This is a genomic window from Stenotrophomonas sp. Steno-Z10-HUANG, assembly GCF_056393075.1.
Window position 1 is genome coordinate 413,806 of the sequence record NZ_JBWJPA010000003.1, and the last position, 13,088, is coordinate 426,893.

10 protein-coding genes and 2 tRNA genes are annotated in these 13,088 nt (G+C 67.1%); 10 read left to right on the forward strand and 2 right to left on the reverse strand.

What is annotated here, in order from left to right; translation table 11 throughout:
- Positions 1-317 precede the first annotated feature (317 nt).
- The 6 genes from pstS (AC06E6_RS06940) (at position 318) to phoU (ending at position 6,404) form a co-directional block, all read left to right on the forward strand.
- Positions 318-1,337, forward strand: coding sequence for a phosphate ABC transporter substrate-binding protein PstS (gene pstS, locus AC06E6_RS06940; RefSeq protein WP_104939171.1), 1,020 nt, complete (start codon positions 318-320; stop codon positions 1,335-1,337).
- Between the two features lie 294 nt (positions 1,338-1,631).
- Positions 1,632-2,717, forward strand: coding sequence for a phosphate ABC transporter substrate-binding protein PstS (gene pstS, locus AC06E6_RS06945; protein WP_478060711.1), 1,086 nt, complete (start codon positions 1,632-1,634; stop codon positions 2,715-2,717).
- Between the two features lie 89 nt (positions 2,718-2,806).
- Complete coding sequence (gene pstC, locus AC06E6_RS06950; protein WP_104939173.1) at positions 2,807-3,775, forward strand: phosphate ABC transporter permease subunit PstC; 969 nt, start codon at positions 2,807-2,809, stop codon at positions 3,773-3,775.
- Positions 3,775-4,635: a phosphate ABC transporter permease PstA gene (gene pstA, locus AC06E6_RS06955; protein WP_240211802.1), complete on the forward strand. Its 861-nt coding sequence runs from the start codon at positions 3,775-3,777 to the stop codon at positions 4,633-4,635. The genes pstC and pstA overlap by 1 nt, the downstream gene beginning before the upstream one ends.
- Positions 4,636-4,669: 34 nt before the next feature.
- Positions 4,670-5,500: a phosphate ABC transporter ATP-binding protein PstB gene (pstB, locus tag AC06E6_RS06960; RefSeq protein ID WP_161614639.1), complete on the forward strand. Its 831-nt coding sequence runs from the start codon at positions 4,670-4,672 to the stop codon at positions 5,498-5,500.
- 193 nt (positions 5,501-5,693) lie between these two features.
- Positions 5,694-6,404 carry a phosphate signaling complex protein PhoU gene (gene phoU / locus AC06E6_RS06965; protein WP_104939175.1) on the forward strand — a complete coding sequence of 237 codons (711 nt, stop codon included), beginning with the start codon at positions 5,694-5,696 and terminating at the stop codon, positions 6,402-6,404.
- A 51-nt stretch (positions 6,405-6,455) separates the two neighbouring features.
- Here the strand turns inward: phoU and rlmB are convergent, their stop codons facing one another.
- Entirely contained in the window at positions 6,456-7,202 is a 747-nt protein-coding gene (gene rlmB / locus AC06E6_RS06970; protein ID WP_161614640.1) for a 23S rRNA (guanosine(2251)-2'-O)-methyltransferase RlmB, read from the reverse strand.
- 240 nt (positions 7,203-7,442) lie between these two features.
- On the opposite strand from rlmB, the gene AC06E6_RS06975 reads away from it, so the two are divergent.
- The gene (locus AC06E6_RS06975) at positions 7,443-7,919 is read left to right on the forward strand and encodes an RcnB family protein (RefSeq protein ID WP_240211801.1); all 477 of its coding nucleotides are present in this window, start codon (positions 7,443-7,445) and stop codon (positions 7,917-7,919) included.
- A gap of 63 nt (positions 7,920-7,982) precedes the next feature.
- Here the strand turns inward: AC06E6_RS06975 and rnr are convergent, their stop codons facing one another.
- Positions 7,983-10,436, reverse strand: coding sequence for a ribonuclease R (gene rnr, locus AC06E6_RS06980; protein WP_240211800.1), 2,454 nt, complete (start codon positions 10,434-10,436; stop codon positions 7,983-7,985).
- Between the two features lie 114 nt (positions 10,437-10,550).
- Here rnr and AC06E6_RS06985 point away from each other — a divergent pair.
- The 3 genes from AC06E6_RS06985 to AC06E6_RS06995 all read left to right on the forward strand — a co-directional run bounded on the left by AC06E6_RS06985 (position 10,551) and on the right by AC06E6_RS06995 (position 13,083).
- Positions 10,551-10,635: transfer RNA gene (locus tag AC06E6_RS06985), tRNA-Leu, on the forward strand.
- Between the two features lie 270 nt (positions 10,636-10,905).
- A tRNA-Leu gene (locus AC06E6_RS06990) sits at positions 10,906-10,990 on the forward strand.
- Between the two features lie 119 nt (positions 10,991-11,109).
- Positions 11,110-13,083 carry a DUF6538 domain-containing protein gene (locus tag AC06E6_RS06995; RefSeq protein WP_478060713.1) on the forward strand — a complete coding sequence of 658 codons (1,974 nt, stop codon included), beginning with the start codon at positions 11,110-11,112 and terminating at the stop codon, positions 13,081-13,083.
- The last annotated feature ends 5 nt before the right edge of the window (positions 13,084-13,088 follow it).

The following is a 13,088-nucleotide window of genomic DNA, read 5'->3' on the forward strand; positions in this document are numbered from 1 at the left end:
CGGTCCCCGACACGCCACGCGCGGGAAGCCCTCCCCCCTCCGCTCCTGCCGTGCGCGGGGCCACGTGGCAGCCCATCGCCGGCGGCGTTGCGGCGTCTTCCAGCTCCCCCACGCTACCGGCGTCGCGCCCGGCGACGGCGCCCGCCACCTGAAGGCCACGGGCTCACCGCCCTCCGCTGGCCGCCGCCGCAACACCGGTCCGGCTCCGCGGCGCCTGTCATGTCCGCGTCACATGACAGACGCGGCGTTGTCATCGAATGGTTATGGAATAGGCGCCGGGCGGAACTGACCGCACATTCACCTGCCAGGAGCCATTCGTGATCCACGCCATCAAATCGCGCGCCGTCGTCGCCATCCTCGCCGCGTCGTCCGTGTTCGCCGCCAATGCCGCCGACGTCACCGGCGCCGGCGCTTCCTTCATCTACCCGGTCATGTCCAAGTGGTCGGCCGACTACAGCGCCGCCACCGGCAAGAAGGTGAACTACCAGTCCATCGGCTCGGGCGGCGGCATTGCCCAGATCAAGGCCAATACGGTGGATTTCGGCTCGTCCGATGCCCCGCTCAAGCCCGAGGAACTGGCCGCCGCGGGCCTGGTGCAGTTCCCGTCGGTGATCGGCGGCGTGGTCCCGGTGATCAACGTGGCCGGCGTGGAAGCCGGTGCGATGAAGCTGGACGGGCCGACGCTTGCCAACATCTTCCTGGGCAAGATCACCAAGTGGAACGATCCGGCCATCGTCGCCCTCAACGCCGGCCTGACCCTGCCGGACGCCAAGATCACCGTCGTGCACCGCTCCGACGGCTCGGGCACCAGCTTCAACTACACCAACTACCTGTCCAAGGTCAGCGCCGACTGGAAGAAGCAGGTCGGCGAAGGCACCACCGTGCAGTGGCCGGTGGGCATTGGCGGCAAGGGCAATGAAGGCGTAGCCGCCTACGTCAAGCAGATCCGCGGCGCGATCGGTTACGTCGAGTTCTCCTATGCGCTGCAGAACCGCCTGACCTTCTCGCGCCTGAAGAACGCCGCCGGCAACTTCGTGCAGCCGCGCGACGAGACCTTCTCGGCCGCCGCCGCCAGCGCCGACTGGGCCAACGCCAAGGACTTCTACCTGGTGATGACCAACGCCCCGGGCGAGCAGTCCTGGCCGATCACCGCCACCAACTTCATCCTGATGCGCAAGCAGCCCAAGACCGTGGAAGGCGCCAAGGCCACCGTCGAGTACTTCCGCTGGATCTATGCCAACGGCAGCGCCCAGGCCCGCCAGCTGGACTACGTGCCGCTGCCGGCCCCGCTGGTCCGCCAGATCGAGACCTACTGGCAGCAGAACATGCGTTATTGAGTAAAGAGCCGGCGGGCCCTCTCCCTCGTCGCCTCGGGCGCGGATCAAGTGATCCGCGCTTTTTTTTTTGCGTGGGCGGCGGCGGACAGGAAGCAGGGGAACCGGGGCGCGATGCCGAGCGCGGGGACCGCCCCGGCAGGCGCCCGCTTTGCCGGCGCGACACCGCTACCGGGCGCCCGCCCCCATGGCCGCCGCCCCGTTTTCCAGCCCATGTAATCAGGCTGTAACAAAAACATCATTTCATAGCCGCATCCGCCGGCAGCGCCGGCCTTTCTGCCGCCATGGAGCTCCCGCATGAAACTGCACACGACCGGCCTTGCCGCCCTTTCCCTGGCCATCGCGCTGGGCCTGTCGGGCTGCGGCGGCAAGAGCGACTCCGCCCCCGGCGCGGGGTCCGCCCCCGCAACGCCCGCCGCCGCCGGCGACAAGGTCGCTGCCGAGATTTCCGGCGCCGGCGCCTCGTTCATCTTCCCGCTGGTCTCCAAGTGGTCGGCCGACTACAACGCCGCCACCGGTGCGCGGATCAACTACCAGTCCATCGGCTCGGGCGGCGGCATCGCCCAGATCAAGGCCGGGACCGTGGATTTCGGCTCGTCCGACAAGCCGCTGTCCTCCGAGGAACTGGCCCAGGCCGGCCTCGGCCAGTTCCCGTCGGCGATCGGCGGCGTGGTGCCGGTGGTCAACCTGGAAGGCCTGCAGCCGGGCCAGCTGCGCCTGAGCGGCACGCTGCTGGCCGACATCTTCCTGGGCAAGATCAAGACCTGGAACGACAAGGCCATCGCCGCCGCCAACCCGGGCGTGGCGCTGCCGGACACCAAGATCACCCTGGTGCACCGCTCCGACGGCTCGGGCACCACCTTCAACTTCTCCAACTACCTGTCCAAGGTCAGCGGCGAATGGAAGGACAAGGTCGGCGAAGGCACCTCGGTGCAGTGGCCCGACGGCGTCGGCGGCAAGGGCAACGAGGGCGTGGCCTCCTACGTGCAGCAGATCAAGGGCTCGCTGGGCTACGTTGAACTGGCCTACGCGCTGCAGAACAACATGCCATACGCGTCGATGCAGAACGCCGCCGGCAACTGGGTGCAGCCGACCGCCGAGAGCTTCGCCGCCGCGGCCGCCAGCGCCGACTGGGCCAACGCCAGGGACTTCAACCTGGTCATCACCAACGCCCCGGGCGAGCAGGCGTGGCCGATCACCGCCACCAACTTCATGCTGATGCGCAAGCAGCCCAAGGATGCCAAGCGCAACCAGGACACGCTGGCCTTCTTCAAGTGGGCATTCGAGAACGGCCAGCAGCAGGCCAACGAACTGCACTACGTGCCGCTGCCGGCCGAACTGGTGACCCAGATCGAGGGCTACTGGGCCAGCGAGTTCAAGTGACCGGGACCTAGCGAGCCACCGCCGCGCCCAGCGGGCGCGGCGCTCCGCACCGCCTCCCGCCGTCCTTCCCCACAGGCCTTGCCGCTGCCATGAACGCCACTGCCGCCTCCCTCGCACCGCCCACCTCGCGCGACCTGCGCGACGCCCGCAACGACCGCCTGTTCCGCGGGTTCCTGATCGTCACCGTGGTGCTGGTGCTCACCGCCCTGGCCTGCGCCGCGCTGTCCATGCTGTGGGGCGGCCGCCACGCCCTGCAGGAGCAGGGGCTGAGCTTCTTCTACACCGCCGACTGGAACCCGGTCGAAAACCGCTTCGGCGCGTTGGCGCCGATCTACGGCACCATCGTCACCGCGCTGATCGCCATGCTGATCGCGGTGCCGGTGAGCTTCGGCATCGCCTTCTTCCTGACCGAAGTCGCGCCGCGCTGGCTGCGTGGCCCGGTCGGCACCGCCATCGAACTGCTGGCCGGCATCCCGTCGATCATCTACGGCATGTGGGGCCTGTTCGTGCTGGTGCCGGTGATGACCGAATACGTCACCCCGTTCCTCAACGACCACCTGGGCGGACTGCCGCTGATCGGCCCGCTGTTCCAGGGCCCGCCACTGGGCATCGGCATGCTCACCGCCGGCTTCGTGCTGGCGATCATGGTGATCCCGTTCATCTCCTCGGTGATGCGCGAGGTGTTCCTGACCGTGCCGACCCGCCTGAAGGAATCGGCCTACGCGCTGGGTTCGACCAAGTGGGAAGTGAGCTGGGACATCGTGCTGCCCTACACCCGCTCGGCGGTGATCGGCGGCATCTTCCTCGGCCTCGGCCGCGCCCTCGGCGAGACCATGGCGGTGGCGTTCGTGATCGGCAACAGCGTGCGCCTGACGCCGTCGCTGCTGGAGCCGGGCACCACCATCGCCGCGCTGATCGCCAACGACTTCGGCGAGGCCACCGAAACCTACCGGTCGGCACTGCTGCTGCTGGGCTTCGTGCTGTTCATCGTCACCTTCGTGGTGCTCGCCATCGCCCGCCTGATGCTGATGCGCCTGGCCCGCAAGGAGGGCAACTGATGTCCACCGCCGACTCGCTGTACCTGCGCCGCCGCCTGGTCAATGGCGCGGCACTGCTGATGGCCTGCGCCACCGCCGCGTTCGGCCTGCTGTTCCTGGGCTGGATCCTGTGGACCCTGCTGGCCAAGGGCCTGCCGGGCATCAACCTGGACCTGTTCACCAAGATGACGCCGCCGCCGATGCAGGAAGGCGGCCTGCTCAACGCCTTCTTCGGCAGCGCGGTGATGTGCGCGCTGGCCATCGCCATCGGCACCCCGCTGGGCGTGGCCGCCGGCACCTGGCTGGCCGAGTACGGCAATGCGCGCAAGGCCGGCACGGTGGTGCGCTTCGTCAACGACATCCTGCTGTCGGCGCCGTCGATCGTGCTGGGCCTGTTCGTCTACACCCTGTACGTGATGCAGACCGGCGGCAACTTCTCCGCCTTCGCCGGCGCGCTGTCGCTGGCCTTCATCGTGCTGCCGGTGGTGATCCGCACCACCGACGAAATGCTGCGGCTGGTGCCGGTGCAGATGCGCGAGGCGGCGCTGGCGCTGGGCGTGCCGCAGTGGAAGGTGATCGTGCAGGTGCTTTACCGCAGCGCCATGGCCGGCATCGTCACCGGCATCCTGCTGGCGCTGGCCCGCATTTCCGGCGAGACCGCGCCGCTGCTGTTCACCGCCTTCGGCAACCAGTACTGGAACAGCAACGTGTTCCAGCCGATGGCCTCGGTGCCGGTGGTGATGAACCAGTTCGCCGGCAGCCCCTATGAATCCTGGCAGGTGCTGGCCTGGGCCGGCGCCCTGGTGCTGACCGTGTTCGTGCTGCTGGTCAGCCTGTCCGCGCGTGGCCTGCTGCTGCGCAACCGCATTTCGAACGATTGATCCGAACGACCGACCTACTTCCATGGACCTGCCCATGAACGACCTCAGCAATGCCGTGCCGATGCAGCGCATCGCCGTGCCCTCCGCGCACCAGGACCTGCAGACGCCGGCACCGGTCAAGCTCGCCGCGCGCGGCCTGGACTTCTATTACGGCCAGTTCCATGCGCTGAAGAACATCAACCTGGAAATCCCGGAAAAGCGCGTCACCGCGCTGATCGGCCCGTCCGGCTGCGGCAAGTCCACCCTGCTGCGCATCTTCAACCGCATCTATGCGCTGTACCCCAAGCTCGAAGCCCGCGGCGAGGTGCTGCTGGACGGCGAGAACATCCTCTCGCCGAAGTACCCGATGAACCGCCTGCGCTCCAAGGTGGGCATGGTGTTCCAGAAGCCGGTGCCGTTCCCGATGACCATTTTCGAGAACGTGGCCTACGGCATCCGCCACCACGAGAAGCTGTCCAAGGCCGAGATGGCCGACCGCGTCGAGCACGCGCTGCGCCAGGGCGCGCTGTGGGACGAGGTCAAGGACAAGCTGGGCCAGAGCGCGCTAGGCCTGTCCGGCGGCCAGCAGCAGCGCCTGTGCATCGCCCGCGCGGTGGCGCTCAAGCCGGACGTGCTGCTGCTGGACGAGCCGACCTCGGCGCTGGACCCGATCTCCACCAGCCGCATCGAACAGCTGGTCGAAGAGCTGAAGAACGACTACACCATCGCCATCGTCACCCACAACATGCAGCAGGCCGCGCGCGTGTCCGACTACACCGCCTTCATGTACCTGGGCGACCTGATCGAACACGACCGCACCGACGTGATCTTCTCCAACCCGTCCAGGCAGCAGACCGAGGACTACATCACCGGCAGGTTCGGCTGAAGCGGCGCGCCTGGCCGATGCCGCCACGGCATCGGCCGCACCCGCACGGCCGCACCGCGCGCTGCGCCGGCCACGCGCCCGGGCGCTGCCGCCGCCACGGCCGCAGCGAATCACGGGCCGGTGCGGCAGCGGCGATCCGCCTCGAACAAGCCCCCTTCCGCACTCCCGCTTCCGTCATCGCCCAGAGACGCCCATGAACACCCATCCCAACGACCACATCGTGAAAAGCTACGACGAAGAACAGCACCGCCTGGTGGCCGAGATCGTGCGCATGGGCGAGATGTCCGTCGCCCAGCTCGAAGCCGCGCTGGACGTGATCGAGCGCCGCGACGAAAGCGCCGCGCGCCGGATCATCGCCAACGACGAGGCCATTGACGCGCTGGAGCAGCAGATCAGCCACGACGTCATGCGCCTGGCCCTGCGCGGCCCGATGGCGCGCGACCTGCGCGAGATCCTCGCCGGGCTGCGCATCCCGGCCGACATCGAACGCATCGGCGACTATGCCGCCAACGTCGCCAAGCGCTCCATCGCGCTGGCCGCGGTGCCGCCGCTGCCGCAGATCCAGGGGCTGCGCGCCCTCGGCCGGCTCGCCGCGCAGCAGGTACGGCGCGCGCTCGATGCCTATCGCAACGGCGATGCCGACGCCGCGCAGGCGCTGCGCCAGGACGATGCCCGGCTGGACGCGCAGTACACCGCGCTGTTCCGCGAGCTGCTCACCTACATGATGGAAGACCCGCGCAACATCACCCCGTGCACGCACCTGCTGTTCATGGCCAAGAATCTGGAGCGGATCGGCGACCACGCCACCAACATCGCCGAGAACGTCTGGTTCCTCGTGCATGGCGACGCACCGCTGCCGCCGCGCGAGAAGCGCGACGAAACCAGCACGGTCGACCACACCTGAAAACGAAGACGCCGGGCAGCGCCCGGCGTCATTCCAGGTACCGACAGCGCCTTACCCCAGCCGCTGCCGCACCGCCTCGAACAGCGCCACGCCGGTGGCCACCGACACGTTGAGGCTTTCCACGTCGCCCGGCATCGGGATCCGCACCAGGCCGTCGCAGGTCTCGCGGGTCAGCCGGCGCAGGCCGTCGGACTCACCGCCCATCACCAGCGCCACGTTGCCGCGCAGGTCCAGCTGGTGGATGGTCTGCTCCGCCTCGCCGGCCAGCCCGTACAGCCACACGCCCTGCTTCTGCAGGTCCTTCAGGCAGCGCACCAGGTTGGTCACCGCCACCACCGGAATGCGGTCGGCCGCGCCGGCGCTGGTCTTGCGCACGGTGGCATTGACCGGCGCGCTCTTGTCCTTGGGGATCACCACCGCGGTGACGCCGGCGGCGGCGGCGCTGCGCAGGCAGGCGCCGAGGTTGTGCGGGTCCTGCACCTCGTCCAGCACCAGCAGCAGCGCCTTGCCCCCGGCGGCCTCGACCAGCCCTTCCAGCTCGTTCTCGCCCCACAGTTTGGCCGCGGCATAGCGCGCGACCACGCCCTGGTGGCGCACCTGCCCGGCCACGCCGCCCAGCGCCTGCGCGGCCACGCGGCGCACGTCGATGCCCTTGCGCCGCGCGTTCTCCTCGATCTCCACCAGCCGCGGGTTCTTGCTGCCGGCCTCGATCAGCACCTCGCGGACATTGTCCGGGTCCTTCTCGATCGACGAAGCCACGGCGTTGACGCCGACGATCCACTGGTTCTGCTTGCTCATTGCGACCGCGCGAGGGGGAGTTGGGCGCGTAATGGTAGTGCATCGGCCCGGCCGGCACCGCGGCGGCTGAACGGATGCCCGCTGGCCACCCTGGATCAACGATGGTCAATGCGCCCCTGCGACGCACCCAACAGGGCCGCTTCCATCATTGGAACGCCTGGCGCGACCCTGCCGGCAGACACCGCCGCCCGGCGCCGTCGACACCACAGGAGCACGCGCATGACCGGCAACCGGAAACCCATGACCAGGGCCTGGACCTTGCTGCTACTGGCCGGCGCACTGTCCGCCGCCGCGGCCGTCGCCGCCCAGGAGCACGAACACGCGCGCGGCGGCCACCCGCCGGTGGCCGGCCGCGAACACGCGCCGGAGCCCTTCCACGGCCCCCGCGGCTACCGCCCGGTCACCCCGCCCCCGGGCTGGGACCGCCGCCCGGCGCGGATCGACCGGGATCACTTCAACCACAATTTCCGCGCCCACCGCCGTTACGGCATCGGCCCCTACCTGCCGCCACCCGGCTGGGTGGAACGCACCTGGTACGTCGGCGAGCTGCTGCCGGAGGCGTTCTTCGCGCCCGAATACCGGCTTGGCGACTACTGGCTGTTCAACCTGGAAACACCGCCGGTCGGCTGCGAATGGGTGCGCTACGGCCATGACGCGCTGCTGGTGGACCTGGCCACCGGGCGCGTGGAACAGGCCGTCCACGGCCTGTTCTTCTGAGCGTCACGCCGCCCCGCGAGCGCAACGGAAACGGCCGGTGCGGGGCACCGGCCGTTGCGTGCCTCAGTACTTCTGCTTGGCGCGCTTGGCCGGCTTGCCGCGCGGCGGCAGCGGTGGCAGGCCCTGGTCCGCCGCGCTGGCGTCGCCATCGAGCCGCTCGACCAGGCGGAAGTCGATCTTGCGGTCTTCCATGCTGGCCTTGAGCACCAGGATGCGTACCCGGTCGCCAAGCCGGAACTGGACGCCACGGCGGTCGCCGGTGAGCGTCTTGCGCAGCGGGTCGAACTGGTAGTAATCGTGCGGCAGCTGGGTGACGTGCACCAGCCCGTTGACCTTGGAGTCGTCCAGTTCCACGAACAGGCCGAAGCTGGTCACGCCGCTGATCACGCCGTCGAACTGGCCGCCGACGTGCTTTTCCATCCATGCCGCGCGGAAGCGCTCGTCCACCTCGCGCTCGGCCTCGTCGGCCCGGCGCTCGCGTTCGGAACACTGCAGCGCCAGCGCCGCCATCTCGCGCGGGGTGTAGGTGTACTTGTCGCGCGGGCCGCCGGTGAGCGCGTACTTGATGGCCCGGTGCACCAGCAGGTCCGGATAGCGGCGGATCGGCGAGGTGAAGTGCGCGTAGGCCTCCAGCGCCAGGCCGAAGTGGCCGTTGTTGTCCGGCGAGTACACCGCCAGCGACTGGCTGCGCAGCAGCACCGATTCCAGCAGCGCCGCGTCCGGGCGCTCGCGCACCTTCTTCAGCAACCGGGTGTAGTCGCCCGGCTGCACCTTGCTCCACGCCGGCAGGCTCAGCTTGAACTCCTTGAGGAACTCCAGCAGGTCGGCGAACTTGGATTCCGGCGGCCGCTCGTGCACCCGGAACGGCGCCGGGATGTGGGTGGCCAGCAGGTAGCGCGCGGCCTCGACGTTGGCCGCGATCATGCATTCCTCGATCAGCTTGTGCGCGTCGTTGCGTACCAGCATCCCGGCCTGGGTGACCTCGCCGCGGTTGTCCAGGACGAAGCGCACTTCCGAGGATTCGAACTCGATGGCGCCACGGCGTTCGCGGGCCTTGGCCAGGATGCGGTACAGCTGGTGCAGGCTCTGGATCTGCGGCAGCAGCGGGCCGATGAAGGCCTTGGCGTCGGCGTCGTCCTCGCCCACCGCGTTCCACACCTGGGTGTAGGTCAGGCGCGCGTGCGAGTTCATCACCGCCTCGTAGAAACGCGACTGCACCACCTCGCCCTTGCGGTCCACCTGCATGTCGCAGACGAAGCACATGCGGTCTTCCTTCGGCCGCAGCGAGCAGATGCCGTTGGACAGCGTCTCCGGCAGCATCGGCACCACGTAACCGGGGAAGTACACCGAGGTGGCACGCTTGAGCGCCTCCTCGTCCAGCGGGGTGCCGGGGCGCACGTAGTGCGAGACGTCGGCGATGGCCACCACCAGCCGGAAGCCGTCGCGGTTCGGCTCGCAGAACACCGCGTCGTCGAAGTCCTTGGCATCCTCGCCGTCGATGGTCACCAGCGGCAGCGCGCGCAGGTCCACGCGGGTGCCGATCATCGCCGGGTCCACGGTCATCGGGATCGCCGTCGCCTCGTCCAGCACTTCCGGCGGGAACTCATGCGGCAGGTCGTGGCCGTGGATGGCGGTTTCCACCACCAGCGACGGGGTCAGCTTGTCGCCGAGCACCGCGATGATCTTGCCGATCGGCGGGCGCCGCGTATCCGGGGCCTGGGTCAGCTCGCACACCACCAGCTGGCCGTCCTTGGCCCCGCCGGTGGCGTCGGCCGGGATCTGGATGCTGCGCTGGATGCGCTTGTCGTCGGGCACCACGTAGTTGATGCCCAGCTCCACGCTGAAGTTGCCGATCAGGCGGTTGACGCCACGCTCGAGCACGCGCGCGATGCTGCCTTCGCGGCGGCCGCGGCGGTCGATGCCGGTGACATTGGCCAGCGCGCGGTCGCCATGCATGACCTTGCGCATTTCGTACGGCGGCAGGAACAGGTCGTCGCCGCCCTCGTCCGGGCGCAGGAAACCGAAGCCTTCGGGGTTGGCGATGACCACGCCGGGAATCAGGTTGGTGACCAGCACCGGGGCGAAGCCGCCGCGGCGGTTCTGCACCAGTTGCCCGTCGCGCACCATCGCGCCCAGGCGCTTGGCCAGCGCGTCGGCCCGATCCGGCTCGGTCAGGCCGAGCCGGGCGCCGATCTCCTCGGCGTTCTGCGGCCCGTCGCAGCGGTCCAGCAGTTGCAGGATCGCCTCGCGGCTGGCAATGGGCTGGGCGTAGCGTTCGGCTTCGCGCGCGGCATAGGGGTCGTCGAGGACCGCGGCCGGTGCCGGCCGCGAGCGACCACGCACGAAACTCTTCGGTGGCGCGGTGTCGCGGGATTTGCCGCGGCCGCCCTTGGCGGGCGTGGCCAGGCTCTCCGGCATCCACGGCGGCAGCTTGGCCGACTTGCGCGGCTTGCCCGGCGTTGCGCCGGGGGCGGACTTGGGGGCCTTGCCGGCCCCGGTGGTCTTTTTGTTTTTCATCAACCCCCATGGTACCCGGTGCGACGTGCATGAAGTGCGTACGACAGGCGCCGCCGCCACGCCGGAACCCGTTGACAAACCCGGCAGCGATCACCAGAATTGCCGGCTCGCATCGCCCAGGTGGCGGAATTGGTAGACGCACTAGTTTCAGGTACTAGCGGGTAAAACCGTGGAGGTTCGAGTCCTCTCCTGGGCACCACGATGCGAAACGACGAAACCCGCGCAGGCGGGTTTTTTTGTGCCCGCCATCCGCGCCGCCCTTCCCGCCGGGCCATCGACGGTGCTGCCGGAAACCGCCACCGCGGGTTCTCCCGTGGCATGCGCGGCGCGCGTGCCCGTGACCGCGCACGCTGGCATGCGTCGCGCACCGGCACCCTTCCCGCCGCAGGCGGGCGCCTGCCGGCCGCCAGCGCATGCATTGAGTGGTTGACGCCGGCGCGGACGCCCTGCATAATTCCGCTCCTGAGTCGCCCAGGTGGCGGAATTGGTAGACGCACTAGTTTCAGGTACTAGCGGGTAAAACCGTGGAGGTTCGAGTCCTCTCCTGGGCACCAACGATTCAGGGTAACACCTCCGAAAGCCCCGCTCTAGCGGGGTTTTCGCGTTTTGGAGCACCCTGTCGGGACAAGTGGTTCCCAGAGAGTGACAAGTTGCTGTGCCGGTCAGCACGCACATGACCGCCCGCAATTACCTGTACCGCCGCAACGGCATCTACTACTTCCGTTGGCCTATCCCAATCGCCTGCCGGCAACGAATGCCTCCCGGCAGCCCTGTCGAACTGCGCGCCTCCCTGCGAACCTCCCATCCCGGTACCGCCCGTCACCTCGCCGCACGGCACTGGCTGGCCGCACTGGACGTTGCGCAACGCATCCTTGTCTCCCCCTCAGCCATCCGCTACAACGACCTCCTGAACGCAATCAGGGAGCATGCTGGGATGGATGGGAACACCACGCCTGCGCAAGCTGCTGGCGACTCGCTGGTGACCTTGGGAGAGGTAGCAGGCACGGTTGAGGTGCAAAAGCTCAAGGACTCTCTGGCCGCCTTGGACCGGGCTGGCGCAACGTTCTACATCGCGGTGTCCAATCAGCCCGTGGAAGTCTGGGGACATGGCTACGACGACGAAGGTGTGCTTCAACCTCAAATCATTGAGGCGCTTAACGACTTCGCCGATGACCATGCCCACCTCACCAGAGACGGCATCCGTGCTTCCTTGGTTGCCGAAAAGAACGCTTTGCTAGTCGAGCAGGTCCACTCAGACCAGCCCGGTCTGCGCAATGGCGGTGGGCATGGCAATTACTACGATGTTGTTCTTACCTCGCCCATCACATGCAACCTAAGCGAATTGAAGGTCGCAAGTACCTACGCACGCCAAACGGCCATCAAGGCAACGCCAGCGACTGCCTTGCCATCTGCCGCCACAGACTGTGAGCCAATTGCCCTTAGCGAAGCAAAGGAGATGTGGGTCAAGGAGAACCGCATTGAGAACGGCGGCACTTGGAAGAAAGCAACCGTCAGCAACTACGACTCCTATGTCCAACAATTCATCACCCTTGTCGGCAACAAGCTCACTACCCAGCTACAAGCAAGAGATTTCGCCGATTACGAAAAGATGATGCGGACCCTGCCCGCCGACTGGTACGCCACTCACAAGAGGACAGAGCTATCCCCAGCACAGATTGCGCTAAGCAAGTCCGACACCAAACTCTCGCCAAAAACTCTGAAGGACAAGGGAAGCGCCATCTCCCTCTTCTTCTCCTATCTGGAGCAGAAGGGATTTTGGCATGGTCGTTACGGCGCCGCACTGTTCAGCACCGTGAAACCGTCCAAAGCAAAGAAGCCACGGCACGTCTTCTCCAATGACGAGCTGAAGATACTCTACGCCGGAGCCGGGATTGAAACCTTTAGGAAGGCCAGGTTTCCGCTATACGCATGGGGAAGCATCCTCCTCTTATTCACTGGTGCCCGGCCAGCCGAAGTCAGCCAGTTGCAGTACCAAGATGTTGCCCAAGACGAGAACGGGACTTGGTATCTGCGCCTTATGCCGAATGACGAAGGGGAAGAAGGGATTGTAGATGACGATGAGCAGGACACTCAGAAGCAGTTCAAGACAGCCTCCAGCATTCGCTCAATCCCTCTCCATCCCCAAGTCATCCAACTTGGCTTCTTGAGCTTCATCCAGCGGTTCCAGTCCGGGCAAAAGCTGTTCCCTGAAGCATTCCGCCACGAACAGAAGGTAAGCAGGGAAATCGGCGACTGGTTCAACGGCAGGCTACTGAAGAATGCGGAACTGAAGAAAAAGGGAGTGGTCCTGTACAGCCTCCGCCACACAGTTATCAACCGCTTCAAAGCTGACGCCACAATGGACCACTACGCCTGTGCCTACACGGGCCACAGTACCGCAGATGACAAGGCAATCTCGAACCGAATCTATCGGGACAAGTACGGCCGCGCCTTCACTCCAACCCTTCTAGCCGAGAAGCTACACCCCCTACTCGACTTCGATATCGACTGGAGTCCCTTGAAGAGGGTCATAGACGAAAAGGGCTGGGCGAGCCCCACGCTCGCCCAGCCCTCGTCTAAGTCGCGCAAGGAAGTACCTAGAAAAGCAACTCCTCGCAGAGCCAAACTTGTAGCGTCGAAAACTTAGCCCTC